The 25,773-nt window shown below is 39.1% G+C and carries 23 protein-coding genes, 1 tRNA gene and 1 other annotated feature; of the genes, 4 read left to right on the forward strand and 20 right to left on the reverse strand.

The genetic code is table 11. The features are described 5' to 3' along the window. Nucleotides 1-57 precede the first annotated feature (57 nt). Nucleotides 58-2,394 carry a glycoside hydrolase family 65 protein gene (locus HORE_RS07580; protein ID WP_012636388.1) on the reverse strand — a complete coding sequence of 779 codons (2,337 nt, stop codon included), beginning with the start codon at nt 2,392-2,394 and terminating at the stop codon, nt 58-60. Between the two features lie 250 nt (nt 2,395-2,644). On the opposite strand from HORE_RS07580, the gene HORE_RS07585 reads away from it, so the two are divergent. After that, nucleotides 2,645-3,541, forward strand: coding sequence for a prenyltransferase (locus tag HORE_RS07585; protein ID WP_012636389.1), 897 nt, complete (start codon nt 2,645-2,647; stop codon nt 3,539-3,541). A 5-nt stretch (nt 3,542-3,546) separates the two neighbouring features. On the opposite strand, the gene HORE_RS07590 is transcribed toward HORE_RS07585, so the two are convergent. Further along, complete coding sequence (locus tag HORE_RS07590; protein WP_012636390.1) at nt 3,547-4,011, reverse strand: MogA/MoaB family molybdenum cofactor biosynthesis protein; 465 nt, start codon at nt 4,009-4,011, stop codon at nt 3,547-3,549. A gap of 223 nt (nt 4,012-4,234) precedes the next feature. Continuing rightward, nucleotides 4,235-6,883, reverse strand: a complete 2,649-nt coding sequence (locus tag HORE_RS07595) for a valine--tRNA ligase (protein ID WP_012636391.1) — start codon at nt 6,881-6,883, stop codon at nt 4,235-4,237. 64 nt (nt 6,884-6,947) lie between these two features. Further along, nucleotides 6,948-7,189, reverse strand: a binding site (T-box leader). A gap of 410 nt (nt 7,190-7,599) precedes the next feature. On the opposite strand from HORE_RS07595, the gene HORE_RS07600 reads away from it, so the two are divergent. After that, nucleotides 7,600-8,937, forward strand: a complete 1,338-nt coding sequence (locus HORE_RS07600; RefSeq protein WP_012636392.1) for a sensor histidine kinase — start codon at nt 7,600-7,602, stop codon at nt 8,935-8,937. 57 nt (nt 8,938-8,994) lie between these two features. Beyond that, nucleotides 8,995-9,426 (forward strand): Hsp20/alpha crystallin family protein, encoded by a 432-nt coding sequence (locus tag HORE_RS07605; RefSeq protein ID WP_012636393.1) that lies wholly within the window; start codon nt 8,995-8,997, stop codon nt 9,424-9,426. On the opposite strand, the gene HORE_RS07610 is transcribed toward HORE_RS07605, so the two are convergent. From HORE_RS07610 to HORE_RS07660, 12 genes are all read right to left on the reverse strand, one after another. Then, nucleotides 9,412-10,632, reverse strand: coding sequence for a ribonuclease H-like domain-containing protein (locus tag HORE_RS07610; RefSeq protein ID WP_012636394.1), 1,221 nt, complete (start codon nt 10,630-10,632; stop codon nt 9,412-9,414). The genes HORE_RS07605 and HORE_RS07610 overlap by 15 nt on opposite strands. Beyond that, a complete protein-coding gene (locus tag HORE_RS07615) occupies nt 10,629-12,884 on the reverse strand; it encodes a DEAD/DEAH box helicase (RefSeq protein WP_012636395.1) in 2,256 nt (751 codons plus the stop codon). The genes HORE_RS07610 and HORE_RS07615 overlap by 4 nt, the downstream gene beginning before the upstream one ends. A 168-nt stretch (nt 12,885-13,052) precedes the next feature. After that, nucleotides 13,053-14,033: an SPFH domain-containing protein gene (locus tag HORE_RS07620; protein WP_012636396.1), complete on the reverse strand. Its 981-nt coding sequence runs from the start codon at nt 14,031-14,033 to the stop codon at nt 13,053-13,055. 51 nt (nt 14,034-14,084) lie between these two features. Continuing rightward, on the reverse strand, nt 14,085-14,519 hold the full coding sequence (locus tag HORE_RS07625) for an NfeD family protein (protein ID WP_012636397.1): 435 nt from the start codon (nt 14,517-14,519) through the stop codon (nt 14,085-14,087). A gap of 21 nt (nt 14,520-14,540) precedes the next feature. Beyond that, nucleotides 14,541-15,389, reverse strand: a complete 849-nt coding sequence (locus HORE_RS07630) for a DegV family protein (protein WP_012636398.1) — start codon at nt 15,387-15,389, stop codon at nt 14,541-14,543. A 344-nt stretch (nt 15,390-15,733) separates the two neighbouring features. Continuing rightward, nucleotides 15,734-16,141, reverse strand: a complete 408-nt coding sequence (locus HORE_RS07635) for an arsenate reductase ArsC (RefSeq protein ID WP_012636399.1) — start codon at nt 16,139-16,141, stop codon at nt 15,734-15,736. 13 nt (nt 16,142-16,154) lie between these two features. Beyond that, entirely contained in the window at nt 16,155-16,295 is a 141-nt protein-coding gene (locus tag HORE_RS12965) for a hypothetical protein (protein WP_012636400.1), read from the reverse strand. A gap of 3 nt (nt 16,296-16,298) precedes the next feature. Next, entirely contained in the window at nt 16,299-16,739 is a 441-nt protein-coding gene (locus tag HORE_RS07640) for an ArsR/SmtB family transcription factor (protein WP_226984147.1), read from the reverse strand. Between the two features lie 90 nt (nt 16,740-16,829). Beyond that, on the reverse strand, nt 16,830-17,453 hold the full coding sequence (locus HORE_RS07645) for a TetR/AcrR family transcriptional regulator (protein ID WP_012636402.1): 624 nt from the start codon (nt 17,451-17,453) through the stop codon (nt 16,830-16,832). A gap of 367 nt (nt 17,454-17,820) precedes the next feature. Beyond that, nucleotides 17,821-18,372 (reverse strand): permease, encoded by a 552-nt coding sequence (locus HORE_RS07650; protein ID WP_012636403.1) that lies wholly within the window; start codon nt 18,370-18,372, stop codon nt 17,821-17,823. Then, on the reverse strand, nt 18,373-18,855 hold the full coding sequence (locus HORE_RS07655) for a hypothetical protein (RefSeq protein ID WP_012636404.1): 483 nt from the start codon (nt 18,853-18,855) through the stop codon (nt 18,373-18,375). 257 nt (nt 18,856-19,112) lie between these two features. After that, nucleotides 19,113-19,189 (reverse strand) — tRNA-Arg (locus HORE_RS07660). Nucleotides 19,190-19,334: 145 nt separating this feature from the next. Here HORE_RS07660 and HORE_RS07665 point away from each other — a divergent pair. Next, nucleotides 19,335-20,159, forward strand: coding sequence for a DUF4382 domain-containing protein (locus tag HORE_RS07665; RefSeq protein ID WP_012636405.1), 825 nt, complete (start codon nt 19,335-19,337; stop codon nt 20,157-20,159). Nucleotides 20,160-20,291: 132 nt separating this feature from the next. On the opposite strand, the gene HORE_RS07670 is transcribed toward HORE_RS07665, so the two are convergent. The 5 genes from HORE_RS07670 to HORE_RS07690 form a co-directional block, all read right to left on the reverse strand. Beyond that, a complete protein-coding gene (locus tag HORE_RS07670; protein WP_012636406.1) occupies nt 20,292-21,839 on the reverse strand; it encodes an alpha-amylase family glycosyl hydrolase in 1,548 nt (515 codons plus the stop codon). A 100-nt stretch (nt 21,840-21,939) separates the two neighbouring features. Next, complete coding sequence (locus HORE_RS07675) at nt 21,940-22,683, reverse strand: ABC transporter permease (RefSeq protein WP_012636407.1); 744 nt, start codon at nt 22,681-22,683, stop codon at nt 21,940-21,942. Between the two features lies 1 nt (nt 22,684). After that, a complete protein-coding gene (locus tag HORE_RS07680; RefSeq protein WP_012636408.1) occupies nt 22,685-23,431 on the reverse strand; it encodes an ABC transporter ATP-binding protein in 747 nt (248 codons plus the stop codon). Nucleotides 23,432-23,451: 20 nt separating this feature from the next. Then, nucleotides 23,452-24,399 carry an ABC transporter substrate-binding protein gene (locus tag HORE_RS07685; RefSeq protein ID WP_012636409.1) on the reverse strand — a complete coding sequence of 316 codons (948 nt, stop codon included), beginning with the start codon at nt 24,397-24,399 and terminating at the stop codon, nt 23,452-23,454. Nucleotides 24,400-24,416: 17 nt separating this feature from the next. Beyond that, nucleotides 24,417-25,730, reverse strand: a complete 1,314-nt coding sequence (locus tag HORE_RS07690; RefSeq protein WP_012636410.1) for an aspartate aminotransferase family protein — start codon at nt 25,728-25,730, stop codon at nt 24,417-24,419. Nucleotides 25,731-25,773 lie beyond the last annotated feature (43 nt).

The raw sequence follows: 25,773 nt of genomic DNA on the forward strand, positions 1-25,773 counted from the left end.
TCCTTCTTTTATCAGTTAAATTTTTTTAATAATTTTTATTTGAAAAACATTTAGAAATTATCCCATTTCTATATTATGCTCCTCCCCTGAATTTAATTCCAGTTTCCTATCTCCATGGTAGAAGCTCAATTTTTCACCTTTAATAAGCTTATACATGACTCCCTCTTCATTTACAGTAATTTTAAGCTGTCTTCCCCTGAACTTAACCTTAAATTCATACCCATCCCACTTTTCCGGTAAACAGGGGCTAAAGTGGAGTTCGCCATTATAATTACGCATTCCAGCAAATCCCTGGACTAACGCAAGCCAGGTTCCGGCCATACAGGCTGTATGGACACCCTGATAGGCATTTTTATTATAATCATCCAGGTCCAGCCTGGCTGTTTGCATAAAGTAATTGTAGGCAGAGTCATGATACCCGATTTCACTGGCAATAATACTATAAATTGCCGGTGACAAAGAGGAATCATGGGTAGTTTTGGGTTCATAAAAATCATAGTTGGCTTTCTTCTGCTGGGTGGTAAATTGGTCACCCAGTAATAACATCAATAAAATTACATCTGCCTGTTTTATTACCTGGTAGCGCCATATAACCAGGGGATGCCAGTTTTTAACCAGAGGAATATCCTCTTCCGGTATGCTATCTACATCTATAGGGTCTTTATACAGGAAGGAATCGTCCTGGGGATGGATTCCCAGTTCTTCATTATATGGTAAATACATGTTGTCAGCAGCCCTTTTCCAGGCTTCAAGTTCTGAATCCTGTAAATTAATCTTTTCAACTAATTTTTTTAAATTATCAGGGGCTTTTTTCTCCATCAACCGGTATGCCTCTAATGCCAGTTCCAGATTCAATTTAGCCATATAGTTGGTATAACAATTATTATTGACTCCCGGTTTATATTCATCCGGACCACAAACCTCATTGATACAGAAGCGATTTCCTTTAAGCTCAATATAACTCCCCCGGCTGGCCCACATCCGGGCAGTTTCAAACAGGATTTCAGCGCCGTAATTAAACAAGAAATCATAATCTCTGGTTGCAGTTACATACAGGTTAATGGCATAAGCAATGTCAGCATCTATATGATACTGTACGGTTGAACCCATAAAAAACCCTGAGGCTTCTTTACCATTAATCGTTCGCCACGGGTATAAGGCCCCATCCAGCCTCATCCTGCGGGCATTTTCCCGGGCTTCATCAAGGGTATAGTAACGGAACATAAGTAGATCCTTTGAAATCTCCGGTTTACTATAGAGATAAAAAGGCAATATATATGTTTCTGTATCCCAGAAATAATGCCCTTCATAATATTCTCCGGTGAGTCCTTTGGCAGCAATATTAGTCTTTCCGTCACGCCCGGTTGACTGAATGAGATGAAAGGCATTAAACCTTAAAGCCTGCTGCAGGGCATCATCTCCGTATATTTTAATATCAACATCATCCCAGTAGTTCTGTAAAAATTGACAATGGTTTTCGAAAAGATAATCCCAGCCCTTTTCAGCGGCCTTACTAACTTCAGTAATAACTTTATCCACAATATCTTCTTTATCTATCTCCAGGGAATGGTACAGACAGGCATATTTCTCTAGAGTATACTCTTGACCCTGGCTGGCTTCGATCTTATATAATTTTATAACCTTATCTCCCTCAATAAGGCTATTAGTAGTTTCAATTTCACCTGAACCAGCTGAAATTACATTCTTAACAGCAGTAGCCACTTCAATACCACTGTTTTTTATTTTATGAACAAGATACAGCATTCCATCGGAAAAAGCCTTATCTATTACCTGTAAAGGTTTTTTATTTCTTAAGGTATGATAATTTTGAACATCTCCCTTTAGAGATGACTCAACGGTTATGGTACCATCAAAATTAACTGGGGTAAAGCTATATTTAATAACTCCGATATGTGGTGATGCCAGGGATAAAAACCTTTTTATTGTTAACTTAACTTTCCTTCCCTGAGGACTCTCCCAGGTAAGTTCCCTGGTTAAAGTCCCTTCCTTCATATCAAGAACCCGTTTATAACCGCTGACCTTACCCTGTAACATATCAAATTTTTCATCACCAAGGTAAAGGTTAATTCCAGTCCAGTCAGCCAGATTGACCATGGTCTGATAAAACTCCGGTAAATCAGGTGCCTCTTCTCCGTATATTATTTTCTCTTCAGTATAAACCCCGTTTATGTATGTACCAGGGGTAGTTGTCTGTTCCGGCCCTGAATAATCTTCTTCCAGAGTCCCCCTTAATCCCATATAACCATTACCGAGGGCAAAAATTGTTTCATTGTGGTGATTATTTTCTATCTTAAATTCTTTCTCAGTTATCGTCCATGGTTCATATTTATACAGCGGATTCTGGTAAAATTTCTTCAGATGGTATTTTCTCATCGTATTACCTCCTTTGCAACCGGTTGTATTTTGATTATATAACAGTAAATTATATTAGTCAAGTAGTTGTGTTATCAAAAAATTATTTTATTATTAATTTTCTGTATAATTTAAGCCAGGTTTCTTAAACTAAAAAAAAATCCCGTTATCTCTCATAATTGATACCCAGGATATTAAATAATACTCCAGAATACTGCTGTTTTTACTGTCGTAACCCCATGGTCCAATACTCATAAAGGAGGTTAAAAACTTGCTGAATACAATTAAGAAATGGTTAATTGCTATTAGACCATTTGGCTTTGCAACAACTCTGGTCTCAACAACCCTGGGAGCATCCCTGGCCTTCTATCATGGTAGTTTTAACCCAGGGCTCTATTTTATGACAATGGCTCCTCTACTTTTGATCCATACTGGAACAAATCTGATCAATGATTATTATGATTATAAATTCGGCCTTGACGGTGAACAGAGTCTATCCTCAAGTGGCCTCAACAGAGTTAATGGTCAAATTAAATTAAATCAAATATATACTGTAGCCATTGCCTGTTTTCTGGCCAGTATCCCCTTTGGGGCATATTTAACCCTGTTAAGGGGACCTATTATCTTTATTCTGGGAACACTGGGGGCGCTGGCAGGGTATTTTTATACAGCATCTCCCATCAGTTATAAATACTATGGTCTTGGTGGCCCCTCCATATTTATTTTTATGGGGGTTATGATGGTCTGGGGAATGTTTTATATTCAGACAGGAATTAATAGCTGGTATCCGGTACTGGTGGGCCTTCCTGTTAGCTTTTTAATTACAGGAATGCAGCATTCCAATGAATTGAGGGATTATGAAAATGATATGAAAAATGGTATAAAAACAGCCCCGGTAATAATGGGGTTTGAAAGAGCCAGGTATTATTATTATTTTCTTATCATCTCTGCCTATATATCCCTGGTCTTGCTTATTACCTATAACCTGCTACCCCTCTGGACCACCCTGGCCTTTATAACTATACCCCTGGCCTATTTACCAGTAAAAAAAGTAGCAACAGCCACGTCTCAGAATGACCTTAAAGGTATTGACTATCAGATGGCCCGGTTAAACATTCAATTCGGCATTTTCCTGTCCGGGGCCATTATTATCAGTAAATATATGTAAAATATTTAGACCTTTTTTAATTCCGCTAACCCATGGATTAAGACTGTACAAATGGATTCCAGGCTGTCTTTTATTTCTCCTGGTTTTCCAGGTAAATTAACAATCAATGTCGACTTTCTAATACCGGCCCTGGCCCTGGTGAGACAGGCCTCAGGGCATCTCTTCATCAATTCCCACCTCATTAATTCTGTTATTCCCGGAACTTCACGTTCAATTACTGCCATAGTGGCCTCAGGAGTTACATCTTTTCTGGCAAAACCTGTCCCCCCTGAAGTTAAAATTAAATCAGCCATGCCCCTCTCACTTATATTAAAAAGGGCCTCTCTGATTTTTCCAAAGCTCTCAGGTACCCTTTTATAACAAACCTCTTTACCCCCTATTTTATCAACAAATTCTTTTATAATAGGTTTGGTCTGGTCCTCTTCTTCAGAATCTCCCCCGGCAATAGAAAGTATGGCCACTTTAATCATTAAATTACCCCTTTCCATTTTCACTTAACATTACAACCAGAATCTACCCATTTCTTAATTATTATTATAACTCTTTTTTTTACTAATTTCTACTAGTTAATTACTAATAGTTACCTTTGCTTTGAATTATCTGTAAACTAAAATTTAATAAAAATAAAAATTAATATAAACAAAAAACTCAGGGGGTCGTATCATACAACTCCCTGAGCTTTACAATTATATACTATTTTAACTCTTTCAGCCTGCTCAAAAGCTTTTCCTTTTTATCCTGGTAGGTTTTAAGTTTTTCCCTCTCGGCTTCAACTAAATGTTGAGGAGCCTTATTAACAAAACCCTCATTGGCCAGTTTTCCTCTGGCCCTGTTTATTTCAAAATCAACCTTTTCCATTTCTTTTTTGAGCCTTTCTACCTCTTTTTCAAGATCAACCATACCCTCCAGTGGCAGAATAATCTCAACACCATTGACAACTGCTGTAGAAACTTTATCCGGTTTCTTCTGTAAGGATTCAGTTATGGTTAACTCCTTAACCCGGGCCAGGTCTTTAATATATTCAGCCCCTGCTTCCAGCAACTCCAGCTTCTGGGTTGGTGAATTTAAGATAGCTGTAATCCTTCTGCCGGGGTTAACTTTCATTTCATTCCTTATATTCCTGATAGATTTTATAATATTCATGATTAACTGCATATGCTCTTCTACTTCTTCATTAATCAATTCGCTCTCAACTTCTGGCCATGAACTAATCATAATACTTTCTCCATTACTGATTGATAACTGCTGCCATATCTCTTCTGTAATAAAGGGCATAACGGGATGGAGTAACCTTAATATTTTCTCCAGAACCTTTAATCCTGTATACTGGGCAGTTCTCTTTTCCATAACATCTTTATCCTGATATAGCCTTGGTTTAATCAACTCAATGTACCAGTCACAGAATTCACTCCAGATAAAATCATAAAGTACTTTAGCCGCTTCCCCGAAATAATACTTTTCAAAGGCTTTATCCACTTCCTCTATAACCTTCTGGAGTCTGCTTAACATCCATTTATCGGCCAGGGTTAACTTGAGGTCATTCTCATCAATTTCTGAAGGATCAAGGTCATCTGTATTCATCAAGATAAAACGGGCCGCGTTCCAGATTTTGTTGGCGAAATTTCGACTTGCTTCCAACCTTTCTTCCCTGAACCTCATATCATTTCCGGGGGTATTACCGGTTATCAGCATAAATCTAAGGGCATCGGCTCCGTATTTTTCGACAACCTCCAGAGGATCAATTCCATTACCTAGGGACTTACTCATCTTCCTCCCCAGGGCATCTCTGATTAGCCCGTGAATATATACATCTTTAAAGGGTGGCTCATCCATAAATTCTAAAGCCATAAATATCATTCTTGCAACCCAGAAGAAGATGATATCTCGACCTGTAACCAGGACATCAGTGGGATAAAAATAATCAAGGTCTTCAGTCCGGTCTGGCCAGCCCATTGTAGAGAAAGGCCAGAGGGCAGAACTGAACCAGGTATCAAGGACATCCTCATCCTGTTTGAGATTTTCACTACCACAGCCAGGGCAAACTTTAACCTCTTCTTCCTTGCTTACAATGGTCTCTCCACAGTCCTGACAGTACCAGACAGGAATTCTATGTCCCCACCATAACTGTCTTGAAATACACCAGTCCTGAATATTTTCCATCCAGTTTAAATAAACCTTACTAAACCGTTCCGGAACAAATCTAACCTTCCCCTCTTTTACAATTCTGATGGCCGGTTCGGCCAGGGGCTTCATTTTAACAAACCACTGCTTGGAAACAAGTGGCTCAATAACAGTGTCACATCGATAACACTGGCCCACCGAATGTTGGTGGTCTTCAATCTTTTCCAGCAGTCCCTGTTTTTTAAGATCTTCCACAACCTTTTCCCGGCATTCATAGCGGTCAAGCCCGGCATAATCACCAGCTTCCTCTGTCATTTTAGCATCCTCATCTATAACTTTAACCAGGGGCAGGTCATGACGCTGACCCATCTCAAAGTCGTTTGGGTCATGGGCCGGGGTCACTTTAACCATACCTGTTCCAAATTCACTATCAACATATTCATCGGCTATAATAGGAATTTCTCTATCCATCAGGGGCAGAACAACATGGGAACCTACCAGGTCTTTATACCGGTCATCCCCAGGGTGAACGGCCACAGCTGTATCCCCGAGCATGGTCTCCGGCCTGGTGGTAGCTACCGTGATATAACCGTCTCCATCTTTTAATGGATACTTAATATGGTAAAGTTTCCCTTCTTTTTCTTCATGTTCAACCTCAATATCAGAGAGAGTGGTGTGGCAATCTGGACACCAGTTTACAATATAATCACCCTGATAGATTAACCCCCTTTTATATAGCTCTACAAATACTTCACGAACTGCCCGGGAACAGCCTTCATCCATTGTAAACCTTTCCCGGGACCAGTCACACGATGACCCCAGTTTCCTTAACTGACTGGTAATCCGGCCACCATATTCTTCCTTCCATTCCCAGGCCCTTTTTAAAAAGCCATCACGACCAAGGCTGTCTTTATCCAGTCCTTCGTCCCTGATCTTATCAACAACCTTAACCTCAGTGGCTATACTGGCATGGTCAGTACCTGGTAACCACAGGGTATTATAACCCTTCATCCTTTTCCATCTGGTCAAAATATCCTGAAGGGTATTATCCAGGGCATGCCCCAGATGGAGCTGGCCAGTAATATTCGGTGGTGGCATTACAATACTGAAAGACTCACGGTCGGGCTTTGTTTCAGCCTCAAAAAAACCTTTTTCTTCCCAGTATTCATACCATTTATCCTCTACTTTACCGGGATCATAAGTCTTCGGTAGTTTTTTCAAATTTATTCCCCCCTTTTAGTATTCTGATTACCCATAAATAATTAAAAAGTCCTCCCTCATCCCTGTTAAGGACGAAAGAGGACCTTTCTTCCGTGGTACCACCTTACTTCTACTCCACCACTATAACGATAACGGTGAAGTAGCTCTCATGCCAAGATAACGGTTTAACCGTCCCGACCTACTCTATTCAGCCAGGCAACTCCCGGGCGACCTTCATTCAGTCTCTTCTAAGGGGACTTTCAGCCTCTGGTCCCCTCTCTCTGGAGAAGAACAAACTGAATTACTCCTCCCGTTCCCAGTCTTTAATTTAATAATATCAAGTTTATCTAATATCATTGAGTTTATCTAGGTTAATCGATAATAAATAAACAAAAAACTTTTTCTACATTTCTTTTAAATATCATATAATTAATAATAGATTTTGTCAAGGATAAACAACTATAATTTTTATTCAAGCTCCACATAAATCAATTATTATTAATTTTTTATTATAAAATTAACTTTTTTGAAAATAAAAAATTTTACAATGTGAAAAATTTTAAATTTTATTCAAGGTATTTGCCACCTTTTGTCGAATTACATTAATAAAATGTTACAATTAGAATGTTACAATGTATAATATAATTTATAATATTAATGTATAACATATAGTAAGATCTATACAGAGGATATCGGTAAACCAGATTTAAGTGCAATTTTTAAGGGAGGTGATTGAGATGACAATTTCTTTCCCTAATTTTTATTTATACTATGTAATAACTGAACTAACGGTCTTTACACTGGTTTTAAAAATCCTTAAAACAACCAGAAACAATTTATATTTTATTATACCCTTTATCCATACTGCTTTTTTATACATATTTAGATCCCATCTCCACCCGGTTTTTTCCCTGACCTTTTCTATAATCCTGGGGGGTATACTTATTCATTATATCCTGAGGTTTAATATAATCCAGAGCCTGATAATTACCCTGATTACATTTTCTATTTATATACCCCTGGAGAATATGGTCTTTGCCCTCTTCTTTTATTTTTCATCAGAAGACTATTACACTACTCTAAATTCTATAACATATACAGGCACCATTTTACTCATATTTTTATTAATCATCTTTGGTTTTACCCTTCTACTCAAGTGCCTGAACTCAAAGAATAACCTTAACAGTGAAAAGTTTAATTACATTAACTGGGAGAATATAGAATTAAGCTCTGTAATTATCTTCATTTTTATTGAAAACATTGCCTTTTCATACTATTTCACTCATCTTCTGGTCCTTAGACCCGGTGGTAGTAATAAAGAAATTCTCCTTTTTTCCACAGCCTTATTAATCTTGATCATTGTCTCTTTATTAATGGTTAGATTTATTAAACTTATTAATAAAAAAATAGACCTGGCAGCAGCCGAGGAAAAAATAAACTCCCTTTCCAACCTTAACTTTGCTTTAAAACGGCAACTACATGATTTTAAACATCATCTCCAGCTCCTGACCTTTTTAATCCAGATGAAGAAATATGACAGGGCCCTTGAATATATGAAAAGTGTAACCACTGAACTAAATGAACTGGGTAAAATTAGTAGTACCGGAATACCTGCCCTCAACGGACTTCTCCAGTATAAAATGGCCCTGGCTAAAAAAGAAGATATCAAACTCCAGGTGGAAGCCCTGGCCAAACTGGAAAATCTACCCCTGAACCCTAGCAAGATTTGTCGGGTTATCGGAAACCTTATTGATAATGCCATCGAATACTTAAAAGATAAAAAGGACCTTGAAAAATATATACAGTTAATTATAACCGATACCAGACATGAATACCACATAAACCTGTCCAACCCTGTAACCCCGAAAGACCATTTAAACGAAAACATGTTATCTAAATTTTTACAACCCGGTTTTTCCACCAAGGGAAAAAACCGGGGATTAGGTCTTGCCATTGTTAATGAAATTATAAAAGAAAGTGGTGGGAAATTTTTACCTCAACTCGATGAAGAAGAAGGAATTTTGTCATTTCAAATAATAATACCAAAAAGCAACAGTAATGATAAACCATTTTAAAGAATATTTAAAACAGACATGGGGATGCTATAACAAAAGGATAAAAGGAGGCAAAACATGAGGCGATACCCTCTGGAAAGGCATCCCTTTAGTGAAGTTAACTCTCTCAGGGACCAGATGGACCGTTTTTTTGAAAATCTCCCCTATGAAAATTTTATGAATTTTAGACCCTCTATTGATGTCTTTGAAAAGGATGGAAATGTTATTGTCGAAGCCGATATCCCGGGAATTAACCCTGACGACATTGAAATTGCCATAAGTGAAGACCGCTTAAATATCAAAGGAAAAGTAGAAAAAAATGAAGAAGTTAAAGAAGATAACTATTACCGGACAGAAAGACAGTTCGGCAGTTTTAATAGAAATATAAATCTGCCAGCCCGGGTTAACCATAAAAAAGCTGAAGCCCGGGTCAACAATGGCGTACTTAAAATAAAGATACCCAAAATGGAACACGAATCAGAAAAAATCACTCGCTTACGCCCTCATTAATTTATGCCTAATACGGTTTTGCCGATAAATCAGTTCCTCGCGTTTTTCATTGTTTAAAGTTAAAGCTCTATATTTGTTTAAATAAGCCAGGGCCTGTTCAGTATATTTAAATGCCCTGGTTAAATTTTTTTCCCGGTGTTCATAATATTTAGCCAGTTCCACATAAGGGAAGATTCCTCCGAGGTTATTACTTATCATTTCCTCCCAGACGGTTACAGCTTCCTTCCATCTCCCCGCTCTTTTATACTGCCATGATAGTCTGTGGCAAATTTTGCTCCTTAAACAGGAATTTTTCGTTCTCTTCAAAGCCATTTCATAACATTTTATACTTTCCATTAAATTCTTATCCCTCTCATGGGCTTTTCCCAGATTATAGAGTTCCTCTCCAGTGAGTTCAATGACCCCGGAAAAGGCGTTGACCAGATGAACCATCAGGGTTACCAGGGTCAAAATATCTAGAAGATTATGCTTTAAAACAGGTTGTAGTAACTGACCTTTCTTTTCGTTTAAAAACCTGAAAAATGTTTTTGGAACCTCATGACCCGGCAGATCATCTATCCTGTTGATGTTTAAAACCCTCTCCTCAAGGCTACCCAGGGCACAGGACTCAAGGTGATTCCATACCCTCCGGGCCGGGTATAATAAGTCAATATGGTTTTCAAACTCCAGCGGATTGAACCTGTTTAAAATAAAACGGGAGTTTAATAGAGGAAGGTCAAAAGACTTCCCGTTAAAACTTACAATAGCCGGATAATCCTTCAAAATATTACCCAGATGAAACAGCATAGCAGGTTCATCTTCGAAATCCCTGATTAAAAACTGCTCTATTTTAAAATTACTCTTATCAAAATACCCGATACCGACCAGGAAAACCAGGGTTCCACTGCCCCCCATAAGACCCGTTGTTTCCGTATCAACAAAAAGGAGATCACCTGGAGTTATGTTTTCAACCCCGCTAACACCTCCACTATCGAGTTTTGACAATCCCCCGGGGCCTAACTTATTGATATCACTTAGTTTATAAATCCCGTGTTTATAGTCCAGAGGGTATGTTTTTTCCTTTTTTAAAAAACCACCGGCCTCATTTGATATTTCTATAGCACCTTCTAGCGATATTCTGAGAGTGTTATGTGATGTCTGGTTATCTTTATTCCCCCGGTTACCACCCTCTACTGTTATCTTTTTCAACTTCTCCCGCAAATTCATCTCCCCAGGGCCTCCTTAAGTAAAACCCGGGTATAATCTTTACCCTGAAGACCAATTTCATTGACGGGACCAACACATCCCGGACAACCTCCAGAACAGGGACACTCTTCAAGTTGTTTCAGGGCTGTGCCCAGAACCTTTTCATGAATCCGGAATAACTTCTCACTCATACCAACCCCGCCCGGATAACTATCATAAACAAAAATAGTTGGCCTTCCGGTATATGGTGATTTTACCTGGACGGTCGATTTAATATCACCGGGGTCACACATCAAATAAATGGGGGCTATATTCACAAGGAGGTTGGAAAGTCCCAGTAAACCGCTTTCAAGTTCCTTTCTACCGAACCGTTCTTCCAGATAACCAGGAAAGGAAAACCAGTAAGATGTAGTATGCATTTCGACCTCGGGAAGGTTAATATCACCATAACCAACATTTTCATGGGTATTAAATTTAACTTTCTTGAACATGGTTGCTTTGGCTGAAACTACAACTTCTCCATGCTCTATTCTGAGTCCCTGACATTCCTTATTATCAAACTCATCTAAAACCCTTAAATCTACAGCCAGGCTGGCATCAGTGTAGTAATTTACATTGACCTGTTTTACATACGCCTTCTTCCCATCATAATCAAGCTCTTTTACCTGATACTGTTTCCCTTCATGGAGATATATAGCATCTTTATGGATTGTAGTCAGGGCACTGAAATGGTCAACCTTACCGATAACCCGGGGTTTGCTTTGACGGGTGGCATCTATAACGGCAAAATCATGGGGGCTGGCACTCCTGAGGCTAATATCTTCAGCTGGATACCGCTCAGCCATCCAGTACCATTTTCCATTTCTATATCTCAATATTTTTTCTTCTTCCAGATAGGCCAGAATTTCATCAGTTGTTTCTACCCCAAAGGTTTCACCATCTTCAAAGGGAAGTTCAAAGGCAGCACACTTTATATGGCTGACAAGGATATAGAGATTATCAGGGTTAATAAGGGCGTTTTCTGGGGGTTGCTCAAAAAAGTATTCAGGTTGGTTTACTATAAACTGGTCTAAAGGACTGCTTGAAGCTATTAACACAGCCAGGGAATGGCCATTCCTCCGTCCGGCCCGCCCGGCCTGTTGCCAGGTACTGGCGATGGTTCCAGGATAACCTCCCATAATACAGACATCCAGCTGTCCAATATCTATGCCCAGCTCCAGGGCATTGGTACTGACTACCCCAAGGATGTCACCCTCTCGAAGACCCTTTTCTATCTCTCTTCTTTCTCCCGGGAGATAGCCTCCCCGGTAACCCCTGATCTCTTTTCTGCCTTTAAAGTGTTCCTTTAAATATGAGAGAATTACTTCTGTTACCAGTCTGCTTCTGGCAAAAACAATGGTCTTGATATCATTCTCTAAAAATAGCTTACCGAATGATTTGCACTCCAGAACATAACTACGTCTTATCCCCAGTTCCCGGTTTATAACCGGTGGATTGAAGAAAATAAAGTCCCTCGGGCCACGGGGGGCACCATTTTTATCAATCAGGTGGACCTTATCCCCGATAAGCTTACCGGCAAATTCCCGGGGATTGGCAATGGTGGCTGAAGAACATATAAAGACCGGATCAGAACCATAAAATTTACAGATCCTCTTTAACCGCCTGATTACATTGGCCACATGACTTCCGAAAACTCCACGGTAGGTATGGATCTCATCAATAACAACATACTTAAGGTTTTCAAATAACTTAATCCACTTAGTATGATGGGGAAGGATTCCGGTATGTAACATATCAGGATTTGTTATAACAATATGCCCTGATTGACGAATATTTTTGCGGGCCTGAACCTGGGTATCACCATCATATGTATAGGTCTTAATCCCCTCATCAAGGCGGGAAATAAGGTCATAGAGCTCAGCAAGCTGATCCTGGGATAAAGCCTTGGTTGGAAATAAATAAAGAGCCCGGTTGGATTTATCTTTAAGGATATCATCGAGGACAGGGAGATTATAACAGAGTGTCTTTCCGGAAGCAGTCGGGGTAACAATAACCGTATGATTCCCATCTTTAATAGCCCGGTAAGACTCAGCCTGGTGGGAATAAAGGGAAGTAATTCCCTTTTCCCTTAACACCCCGGCCAACCCTGGATCTAATTCTCCGGGAAAGTCAACAAACTCTGCTTCTTTCGGGGGAATATGCTTCCAGTATGTAATCAGGTTTTTATATTTATCAGAATTTTTAAGATAGTCCTTTATCTGGGATAGATTCATTATAGCCACCTCTTATGTACTGATGTTCACCTATTATTATACCTGTTATTTATATTTACAGTCAAGGCAATAAAACAACAAACAGCAGGGGAAATAACCCCCTGCTGTTCTTACTGTTATCCTGTATATTCTTTCCCATAACGCTATCCAGGATTCACCTATCCATGTTTAACCTTCCTGGAACAATTCTTTAATACTTCCCACTGAGCCCAGGATACCGGTTGCTTCATAGGGCAGATAAATAACTTTATTATCTTTACCCTCAACCATTTCCCTCAGGGTCTCAATATATCTTATGGCAATAAGGTACTGGGTGGGGTCCCCTCCGGCATCCTTAACAGATGCAGCAATAGTTTTGATAGCCTTGGCCTCGGCCTGGGCCACCTTAATACGAGCTTCCTGTTCACCCTCTGCTTCAAGAATGCGGGCCATTTTCTTACCTTCAGCCTCATTAATTTCAGCCTCTTTTTTACCTTCGGCTTCCAGAATAGCTGATTTCTTTTTACCTTCAGCCTTTAAAATAGCTGCCCTTTTATCACGTTCAGCCCTCATCTGTTTTTCCATAGCTTCTTTAATATCTTCAGGTGGGGCAATATCCTGAAGCTCAACCCTGTTAACCTTAACTCCCCATTTATCAGTTGCTTCATCTAGAATAGATTTTAATTTGCTGTTAATCTTATCCCGGGAGGCAAGGGTTTCATCGAGTTCCAGTTCCCCGATAACATTCCTTAAAGTAGTCTGGGTTAACTTCTCAATGGCATTAGGGAGATTGTTAATCTCATAGACAGCCTTTTTGGGATCTGTAATCTGGAAATATAGCATAGCATTTATCTCAATAGCAACATTATCTTTGGTAATAACATTTTGCTTGGGGAAATCATAGACTGTTTCCCTTAAATCAATCCTGGAAATCTTTCTTCTTAAAACAATCTTGTTTCCTTTGCGGTCCTCATCAATATATTTCCAGTCAATGGTCTGGGGCCGTTCAATGATAGGAATAATTACATTAACCCCAGAATCAAGGACCCTGTTAAACCTACCGAGACGTTCGATAACCATGGTTTCAGCCTGGGGTATGATCACAATCCCTTTCACAATTAAAATAATTACAAATAGGGCGATTACCCCCAAGATTACTAAAAGTGCCATAAAATAACCTCCTGTCATTTATTTTTAATTTAATTTATTTATAATGAATTCTTATTTAACTATTAATTTAGCTCCATCAACCTTAATTACTTCTACCTGCTCACCAACTTCATGTTTCTCACCATTACTGGATACGGCCATCCAGTCCTCTCCACCTACCTTAACACGGCCCGGATTATCTGTTGAAACTTCCTGAATAACTTTGCCCTTTTTACCTATTAAGGCATGAACATTGGTTGCTGTCTCCTCCTCAGGGCCATAAAGGTGTTTTATAAAAAATGGCCTTAACTTCCAGAAAATAATAACATTAGCCAGAATAAAGACTGTTATCTGCCAATAAATTGACAGCTCAAAATAGGCCGCTATTGCTGTCACCAGGCCTGAAATGCCGATACAGGCCATAAAAAAAGATGGAGTAAAAATTTCAAGTATCAATAATAAAATTCCCAGGATAACCCAGACATGCCATGCTTTCAATAAAAACAAGGTAATACCTCCTTCCATAAGTCATTTTTCAAAGTATAAAATACCTACTGTACCCGGCCCACAGTGGCTGGATATAACACAGCCAGCCCCGGTAATTAAAACCTCCTCTATATTAAGTTCCTCACGGAGTTTTTCCTGTAAAAATTCAGCATCTTTATCACTATGAGAATGAGTTACAAAAACCCGGTCTTTTCTGATACTATCTCTATTTTCTAAAAATCTTTCCAGTAACCTTTTAACTACCCTTTTCTTTTTCCCCCTGGTCTTTTCTGCTAAAATCATTTTACCATCAACAACCTTAACAACAGGATGAATCCTTAGCATACTCCCCAGAAACCGTTCTAATCCAGAACAACGTCCCCCTTTGTGTAGATAATCCAGGGTGTCAATCACAAATTCTGTATTTACCCGGGAAACAAGCCTTCTAACCCTGCTAACCACTTCATTAAAATTTAGTCCATCCTTGATAAAATCAACAGCTTTCATTACCAGCAAACCAATCCCGGTTGACAGGTTTAAAGAATCAATTATTTCAATTTGAGCATTATCAAACATACGGGATGCTGTGATCGCATTCTGTAATGAGGACGACAATTTAGAAGACAGACCGATATAAATAATTTTATAACCCTTCTCAACATAGGGTTTAAAAGCCTGATAATATTCATTAGGGGTAACCGCCCCGGTAATGGGTAGTTTATCAGTTTCTTCAACTTTACGGTACAATTCCTCAGTAGTTATATCTACCCCATCCCGGTAGACCTTTTCCCCGAAGGTAACATTAAGGGGAACCACTCCTATATTATTCTCTTCTATCAAATCTGATGACAGGTCACTGGTGCTGTCTGTAAAAATTTTAATACCGTTCATGGCCACTACCTCCGTTCCGGGTTAGCAGAAACAAGTCCCTCTTTCATGTATATTTCTTATTTTGTAAATAATTCAGGTTAAAATAAAAAAACATTACCTACTTATCCTGATTTTGATAATTTCATGTTAGTAAATTAATTCGTCGATTCGTGTTATAATTCCTGCCTTTTTCTATATAAACTGTACAATTTAATTTTCAATTAAGCTAAACTACTTGTATTTTTACATATTTTTTACCAAAAAAACAACCACCGGACTTACTCCGGTGGTCTTATTGTTTATACTGGTCATGAATTACTTTAATACATAGTTACTGAATTTTATATAGCACCAACATTAAAATATTATAACTCACCATTTTTTACTTTCTCAATTAACTTTTCCACTTTTTCTTTAATTATATCCCTGGTCTTTCTGAACTCCTCAATAGGGTTCCCATCGGGATCATCAAGCCCCCAGTCTTCTCTAAACTTACAGGGAATAAAGGGACACTGGACATTACATCCCATGGTTATTAAAACATCCAGTTCAGAAGGTATATCTTCAAGCAGTTTAGGATGCTGATTACTGATATCAATCCCTACCTCTGACATAACCTCTACTGCATTGGGATTAACCCTGGGGGCGGGCCTGGTCCCGGCACTATATACCTCCAGTAAATCAGAGGCCAGATGTTTGGCAAACCCCTCTGCCATCTGGCTGCGGCATGAATTACCTACACATACAAAAGCAACTTTAGTTTTGTTTTTCATAATAACCTCTCCCTTATTCACTATTTTTAAATAAGTGTCTAGTACGATTAGCAATAGCAACCAGGGCCAACATTACCGGTACCTCAACAAGAACACCAACAACTGTAGCCAGGGCAAATATAAATCCCCCACTCTCTTTAATTACTGGTTTCATTTATTACTTGAAAGGATTTTTACTGCTTAAATCTTTACATGTAAATTCACTCTCAAGGTATTCTTTAAGCCTTTTATTATCTTCCTGACATATCTTAATTTTTTGTAGTTCCTTATTAATTATCAATGAAATAAATGGATAACGTTCCAGGGTATCCTGGTTGAGGTGATAATATACCCACTGGGCCTTTTTTTTACCATAAATTATATTGGCCTGGTTTAGTTTATTTAAATGGCGGGAAGCATTGGACTGGGTTACCCCCATAATTGTTTCAATTTCACAGACACATAATTCCTGCTGATTTATAAGATTTAAGATACGCAACCTGTTTTCATGGGATAAGGCTTTAATTATAGTAAGCAAACCCAGATAAAACACCTCCTTTTTATTACTATATTCGGTTATACTCATATAATACCCCTTCAACAAGAAAATGTCAAGCATGAACCTCTCCACCTAAATCACAGATTTAGAGTTTTCTTGGCTGTTTTAAATAAAAAAACCGACGGTCAACACCGCCAGAGTTCATAACATCTATTTTGATAAATCATGAAAACCCAGGTGACTCTTTTTGAATACTTTTTTAAAATGATCTTTAATTTTGTCTGGATCTGTACCAAAATAATTACTAAAATTATCTTTGAAAATAACAAAGCCAATCATTGGTAAAATACCAGTAAAAAACTCACCAACCAGCATATACTGTTTATCTTCAGGAACTTCTAATCCCATACTGGTAAACACTTCTGTAATCCGCTCAATCTCACTACCCATTATAATCTCACCGAGATTAAAAATTATAGAATGTTTTGTATCACCTTTAAGGGATTCAATAAAAGCAACTTTAAGGATATCTCGTTTTGTTTCAAGTAAATTCAGGGTATTGTTGAAAACTTTATTAAAAGCTTCATCATCATCTAAATTTAAATCTTTTACCTCTTCAACTATAAAATTACGGACTTCATCTATCAGTAAATTAAAAAGATGGTCAAGGAGATCATCTTTTCCGTCAAAATAATAATATATCAAAGCTTTATTAACCCCTGCTTTCCGGGCTATCTCATCTACTCTGGCTCCATCAAAACCCTTTTCAGCAAAAACCTGTTCCGATACCTTTAATATTTTCTCTTTTGTAGATAAATTACTGCCTTCTACCATACCTTTCACCCTCTTTAGAGCTTATAATTACTAAGCAATTACTGAAAAAATGTAATTATAAACCCATTATACAATTACTTAGCATTTCGGTTAAATTATACCCCTATTATACCCGGGTGTCAAGCTTTATGCAAACACACCAGGCTGAACCATGTAAATACCTGAATATAACTTTATTAAATCGTACACTTATAACTTCATTGAACTGATTATCGACCCCGGAACGGATATGTACCTGAATACGTTTGGTGCTGGTGGTGCTGCTTAACCTTAACATTTGTATATAAAATATAATGTTGTATTTAAAATTCTCCAAATGCCGATATATTCCTTTATCAATAACTTATTTTTTACCAGTATTTTAGCTTTAGTCATCACATTCCACACCGGTACTTTCTTTTTTATTAATTCCAAGTAAAAAATTCTTTTTGTCAAGGTAATTTCCTAACCAGATAGAACTTAATATAACCAGCGGGAGGGAGGTAAATAACCTGACCAGGCTAAATTTAACACCAAGAAAAGATGCCTCAAATAAGGTCATGGGGATACGGGTTAATGCCGCAGCACCAATGTAGGTAAAAATAATGCTATATTGTGCACCTTTACGATACAGTGAATATGCTACCGGAAATGCTACATAAGTCCCCCCCACAGTTGTACTGGCAAGTAGTATTGCCCAGATGAATCCCCTGATACCTGCTTCTTTACCAAAGTGTTTCTCAACAGTCTCCCTTTTAACCCAGACCTCAAATAAACCAATTAAGATAAATGCTGCAGGAAGAACCTTTAACATACTCATTGTAAAATGAATAAAGTTGTACTCTATTTGTATACCGGGCTGGTAACCTGTTAAATGAGATATAATGATAAATATAAGAAATAATAACAAAATGATAGCATCACCTTTTTTTAACTTCAACTAGATTACCTCCCCATATACAAATCCAACAATTATCGTGATGATAATGGCGATAATAAAACTGATTATATTTCTTAAGATAGTAATCTTCTTTCCGAGGTATTCTTTTTCAACAGGGTAAGTAAGTATCCCTACCATCATCAGGGTTGTTGTAAATGCAGCTATATTCATATAGCTTACCCCTTTATCAAGCAGTATTTTACCCAGTGGAAAGGCTATAAATCCGGGCATCATGGTTATCGAACCAAAAAACAACCCTGAAACCACCCCATACATTTTTGAACTCTCCCCTAAATAACTGACAATCACTCTGTCAGGCACCAGATAAAGGGTAATTGATACTAAAATTAACATTTTTATAAAACCAGGTAGTATTTTAAACAATTTATTATAAGCAACCTTTATCGCCTTTATAGTTTTGTTTACATCAAGCAGAGAGGAAACAATTAGCGCAACACCAGTAATTATATAAATTACAGTCATTTTTACCCCTGCCTTACATTTTTATTTAAATTATACCATACTACTCAACAAGTAGAAGATAATAACTACCTTTCCCCTTTATTATTATAATACTTCTAACCGTAAAACTAATATAATTAGATATTCTCTAATTAAATAAAAAAATCCACCTTTCTTAATTCAGGTGGAAGCATACAGGTATTACATAAATTTGTAGAATTGAGTTTTTCAACTTTTAATTTTAACTGACTGACTTATCATTTAAATTTAAATAAAAATGGTGGGGCTAGCAGGATTTGAACCTGCGACCTACAGATTAGGAATCTGTCGCTCTATCCAGCTGAGCTATAGCCCCATCGCTTTTATATTTTACCGCAACTCCAACAATTTTGCAAGGGGTTTTTTAAATTTTTTTTACCCCACCCGGTGTGATACAGGTCACTTAAACCAATCAGTAAATAACTTATCCTTAAAATACAAAAATGAAAGGAGGGATAAAGATGTCTTTTAAAAGAGTATTATTGACTCTATTAACCCTCACTATGATCCTGGGGCTGACAGCCTGTGATAACCTGTCTTTTTTTGGCAAAGAAACCGGTGAAATCCAACTACTCCTGACCGATGCCCCGGCCGATAATGTAGAAAAATTACTGGTAACCATATCGAGAATAGAAACACATAACGACGAAGAGGGCTGGTTCACAATCCTGGAAGAGGAAAAAGAGTTTGATTTATTAGAACTTCAGGGGGTTTCTGAATTAATCGGCAAAGACTATTTACCTGAAGGACACTACACTCAAATGAGGGTTTATGTCTCCAAAGCCCGGGTACAAGAATCTGGTAAAGATAGTACAGAACCTGTCGATATTCCTTCTGCAGATCAGACCGGTATTAAACTGGTCAACTCATTTACTGTTTCTCCAGACAAGGTTACCGTCCTGTTGCTTGATTTTGATGCCAGAAAGTCTCTAATTTATCCAAATAATAAATATAAACTTAAACCAACTATAAGGATTATTGAAAAAGTAATCTCAGGAGATATCCAGGGTAAGGTAGTTGACAGTAATGGTAATGGTATTGCTGAAGCAGCCATTACAGTTTATCACAATGATGAATTTACTGAAGAGGGGTATGTCACTTCTACCAATAGTGGTAATGAAGGTGGCTTTAAACTTCTCGGCCTCGTGGAAGGAACCTATGACCTTGAAATTACTGCCGACAACTATGATGAATCAACAATAATCGAAGATGTCCAGGTTACAGCCGGTGAGGTTACAACACTGGGTGAAATTGAGCTGACATCAAATCAAACTCAGACCAATTAGTTCAGTTCTATCTCAATTTAAAAAATAAATAACATCAAAAAAATCAATTATAACAGGTATAATAAAAATATTTAACAAAAAAGGAGAGGGATTTACCCTCTCCTTTTCATAATTATTACTCACCCTCTCCCTTTACTCCTTTTCCAGAACAATGGTAGTATAAGCAGGGATAGTATACATAAGTTTATTATTATCTTCAACAGGGGTAATTTCCTTATCACCTGAATTAAACAATAAGGTCCAGTTACCACTAGCCACTTTTATTTTAACCGGTCTGTTTACCAGGTTATGGTAGACATATAAATCCCTCTTATCATTATATCTTCTAAATGCAACTACATTTAATCCTCCATTTATAATCTCAATCTTACCGGTATAAAAGACAGGATTTTCGTTCCGGAAATGGATTAACCTCCTGTAGTGATTTAAGAGGGAATCGAGATTCTTTTCTTCCTGTTCAACAGAAGTAAAGCCATCATTATACATGGCTGGCTCCCAGTATGTTTCTCCCTCCCCGGATCCATTATACCACTGGAAGGGCTCCCTGATAACTTCATGGGGCCCCTGCCCCCTCATACCGATTTCTTCACCATAGTAAATAAAGGGATTACCAGGCAAGGTCAAATAAATACTGGCAGCAACCCTGGCCTTATTACGATCCTGCCCAAGCTGGTCCAAAATCCGGTTCTGATCATGGTTGGTCAGGAAGGGAGCATCGATATAATTCCCAAATCCAACCTCCCTGTCATATACCCCGTAAATATGTTTTGCCTTTTTATTAAAACCAAAGGGAAATCCAGCTTTAGCCGTAGCGATAACTGCCTCTGCCAGTTTAAAGTTAAAGGTAGAATCAAAACCATATTTGAAGTAAGGAGCTACCGTTTCCGAAATATCCCAGACCTCACCCACCAGGTAAACGGGTTTTACCTCTTCAATTTCCTGACGGAACTTCTCCCACCAGGTAAAGTTTTTATCATACTGGGCCGGTGGGAAGATATGCATGGCTCCATCAAGCCTGAAACCATCAACCCCCTGTTTTAACCAGTATTTTGCTATCTCAATAACCTTTTCCTGAACTTCAGGGTTATTATAGTTTAAATCAGGCATGCCACTCCAGAAATACCCATAATACATACCGGTCGGGGAATGATGCCAGACCCGGCCTCCATCTAACTTGGTTTCTTTGGTATCGGTATCGGGGCCAGCCCAGACATAATAATCCCTGTATTCACTATTCTTATCCCGGGAAGCCTTGAGAAACCAGGGATGTCTTTCACTGGTATGATTGATGGGTAAATCAATTATAACCTTGATTCCCCTTTGATGGGCAGCCTCAACAAGCTTATGGAAGTCTTCCAGAGTCCCGTAGTCAGGATTAATCTTATAATAATCGGTTACATCATAGCCATGATAGGAGGGAGATTTAAAGATAGGCATTAACCAGATACCATTAACCCCCAGATCAGCAATGGTTTCAGGGTCTCCATCATTAAGATAATCCAGTTTTTCTATTATACCTTTCAAATCCCCTATTCCGTCACCATCAGAGTCATAAAAAGACCTGACAAAAATTTCATAATATGTACCATGTTTTTCGAAATCGTTTGCATAAACAGGAAAAACAGATATAAATACCAGTAAGGTAACAAACATGAAGAAAGACAAGCGTTTTAGCTTCACATATCTCACATCCTTTTACTAAATATTTTCAGATTTAATATTATTATAACGGAATTTATCGAAAATTTCAATAAATTATATAATCCAGCCTACCACTGGACTATATACCCCTGTCAATAAATAACCAGGGGCAGATAATACGCTCCAGCAGGTCTATCAACAGAAACAGGGAGAGGCCAAGAAGGCTTAAAATTAAAATCCCGGCATACATTTCAGTATAGTTGACCCTGGTCCAGCAATCCATAATAAAGTACCCCAGTCCCCTGAAAGTAGCAAAGGTTTCGGTCAGGAAAAGGACAGCTATAGCTGTACCAATACTTATTCTGGTAGCCGTAAAAATTTTAGGGAAAGTGGCTGGAATTATTACTTCCCGGTATATCTGCATACTCCCTGCCCCCAGGGATTTAACCGAAATAATAAGCTCAGGATCAATATTTTTGGCAGCATCTCTGGTGGTCACTACTATCTGGAAGAATACTATAAAGGCAATCAAGAATATTTTTGACATATTCCCCAGGCCCAGGAAAAGCAAAACCAGAGGCAAAAAAGCAATTTTGGGGACAGGGTAACCCAGGTAGATTACAGGGCTCAATACCTTATCCAGCTCCTTGTTTCTACCGAGTAATAACCCCACCGGAACACCTGTTAACAGACCGAATAATAGACCATAGCCAACCCTGTAAAGGCTAACCCCCAGATGAGTTAACAATATACTTCTCTGTTTAACCAAAACGGAGACAACCTCAAAGGGTGAAGGTAGAACCGGAGAATTAAGCAGGATTGATGCCATATACCATATTATAAAAAGTACAACAATCACTAATAGATATCTTAGCAGTTTCAATTTATAAACCCTCCTTCAAAAGGGCCCGTAGTCGGCCACACTGTTTATAAAAAGACGGGTCATTTCTCCAGTCTTCACGGGCAAAATGAGGGTTATCGATAACTGTTACTATCCTCCCCGGGGGTGATGACATAACTACAATCTTCTGTCCCAAAAAAACCGCTTCTTCGATACTGTGGGTGACCAGAAAGGCTGTCAGGCTATATTTCTTCCAGACCTTTAAAAAGAGGTCTTGAATTTCCTCCCTTGTCAGGGCATCCAGGGAAGAAAAAGGCTCATCCATTAATAACAACCGGGGCCTCAGGCTTAAGGCCCTTCCAATGGCAACCCGCTGTCGCTGTCCCCCGCTCAACTGCCTGGGGTAACAGTCCTTATAGTCCCCCAGCTTTAATTCGGACAGTATCCTGTCGACCCTGTCTTCAATCTCCCCTGACCTAACCCCCCTCAATTTCAAACCGAGAGCAATATTGTTCCAGGTCGTCTTCCACGGTAAAAGGCCGTATTCCTGGAGAATAATTGCCACATCTCTTCTCTGGCCCCGGACCGGGGAACCATCAATAAAAATGGTACCCCGGTCCGGATTTAAAATCCCGGCCAGAAGGTATATCAGGGTAGTTTTTCCACAACCTGACGGCCCGATCAAAGCACAGGTAGTTCCCTCGGGAATCATCAGGTTAATATTATCCAGGACCTTTATTTGTCCGCCATTGTGGTTATATGAAAAAGAGAGGTGTTCAACTCTGACCATATTTACTCCTCCACCTTAAGTTAGTGAACTGATGTGTTTTTTACAAAAAAATCGGTCACCAAATCCTGATATTTAACCTTGTCCTTTAAAAGCCCTTTCTCTTCCATCCATTCCATAACTCCGTCTACCATTTCCCGGGTTGGCAGGGCCGGCTTATGGTAATGGGGAAATTTAAAAACATCCCGAACCCTGGCAGGGAACCCCCCTTTTTCTACCAGAAGGGAGCGGTAAGCTTCAGGGTTGGAATTTATTCTTTCAACAGCCTGTCGGTAAGCCCTGTAGAAGGCTTTGATTTCGTCAGTTTTTTCGTTTATAGCCCCTTCATTAAAAAGAATTACAACCGGTACTCCCCCGGCCAGTTCATCACTTGTTGCCAGAACTTTTGCCCCCTTTTTATGGGCCAGAGTAGCCAGGGGTTCAGGCAGGGTAGCAGCTGCGACCTGACCGGCATTTAGCATCTGGAGCCTGACCGGAATTTTGGGGATAGCAACCCTGTTTATCTCTTCAGAATCGACCCCGTGTTCAGTTAATAACCGGTCGGTAATATATTCAATTATTGTATTCCGGGACATGGCCACTGGTTTACCCCTGAGATCCTTAACCCCGCTTGCTTCCATCTTACCTGAAGATAGAAGTAAAAAACGATTGTTAATATGAGAAGTAATTTTAATCTTATGACCATTGGAAACAGCAAAAACAGCCGCCAGTACATCAGAGATAGTTCCATCAATAACCCCGGCCTGAAGGGCACTATCCCGTTCCAGGGCATTAGTAAAGTTGACCAGCTCAATATCATAACCGGCAGCCCCAAAAAAACCTTCTTCCCGGGCTACCAGAAAAGGAAGGGCTGTGTCATCAGGCAGGATTCCAAACCGGATTTTTGCCCCGGCTGGCAAAGTAAAAATGCCTGTCAGTAAAAAGATACTTAATAGATATAACGACAATTTTTTAAACATGTTTTTAAACATGGTTCCATAACCCTCCTCTAGTCAAGGCCAGCTTCTTTTTCTACTTCATTCAGGACTTCATCGAGGGTAGCAATAACCTGCTCCACATCTTTTTTATTAATAATCAAAGGAGGCTGGAAGGCGAGAACATTCCGGGAAGGACCATTTTTACCAATTAAAATACCGCGGTCCTTCATCTTTTCAAGAACCAGATCTGTTTCATCAGGGGCAGGCTCTTTATTTTCTTTTACCAGCTCTGCTCCCAGCATGAGACCCAGACCCCGGACATCACCAATTATCCTGTGTCTTTTGGCCAGGTTTTCCAGACCATTTTTAAAATATAAACCAACTTCAGCTGCATTTTCTGTCAGTTTTTCCTCTTCGATAACCTTCAGTGTAGCCAGACCGGCTGTAGCGCTTACTGGGTTTCCTCCCAGGGTTGAAGCCCCGGGGCGGGTATAGACATCAGCAACCTCTTCAGTGGCTGTAAAAGCACCAATGGGGACACCATTACCGAGGGCCTTGGCCATGGTCATAATATCAGGGGTAACCCCCCAGTTTTCAATGGCAAACATTTTACCGGTCCGCCCAAACCCGGTCTGAACTTCATCAATTATTAATAACGCCCCATATTCATCGAGGATATCCCTGACGACTTTAAAGTACTCCGGGGGTGGGGTAATTATACCACCGTTACCCTGAATCGGTTCAGCAATCAGGGCTGCCACCTGTTTTGAAGTTGAAGTTTCAATTACATCCCTTATGGCCCGGGCACATTTGAGGTCACACCCCGGGTATTCAAGTCCATAAGGACAACGATAGCAGTATGCATCAGGGGCAAAACTTATTCCACCGGCCGGGTTGGGGTCTGTTCTCCAGAAAGATAACCCGGTAATACTCATGGTTAAATGAGTTCTACCATGAAGCCCCTGCTTTAAGGCAATATACTCAGAATTCCCCGTATACAACTTGGCCAGGAGTAAAGCACCCTCATTGGCTTCAGTACCACTATTGACAAAAAAGCTCTTCTTTAAGTTGCCGGGTGTAACTTCAGCCAATTTCTCAGCCAGGTCAACAATAGGCTGGTTCAAATAAATAGTACAGGTGTGCTGCAAGGTCTTAACCTGCTCACAGACCCTGTCTGTAATTTCAGGGTGACAGTGACCGGCGTTCATCACCGAAACCCCGGCAAAAAGATCTAAATACTCTTTACCTGCCTGGTCATAAAAATATTTTCCTTTAGCCCTCACCAGCTGCATTGGGTTTTTATAAAAATGGTAAACACAGGGAATCAGATACTCCTTTTTCTTGTCAATTATGGCATCGGGACCAATATAATTTTTCTCACCCACATTACCCCTCCTTTTAATTTTTAAGCAAATTTTTTAAAACAAA

This window comes from Halothermothrix orenii H 168 (genome assembly GCF_000020485.1).
In the GTDB taxonomy this organism is placed as follows: Bacteria; Bacillota; Halanaerobiia; order Halanaerobiales; family Halothermotrichaceae; genus Halothermothrix; species Halothermothrix orenii.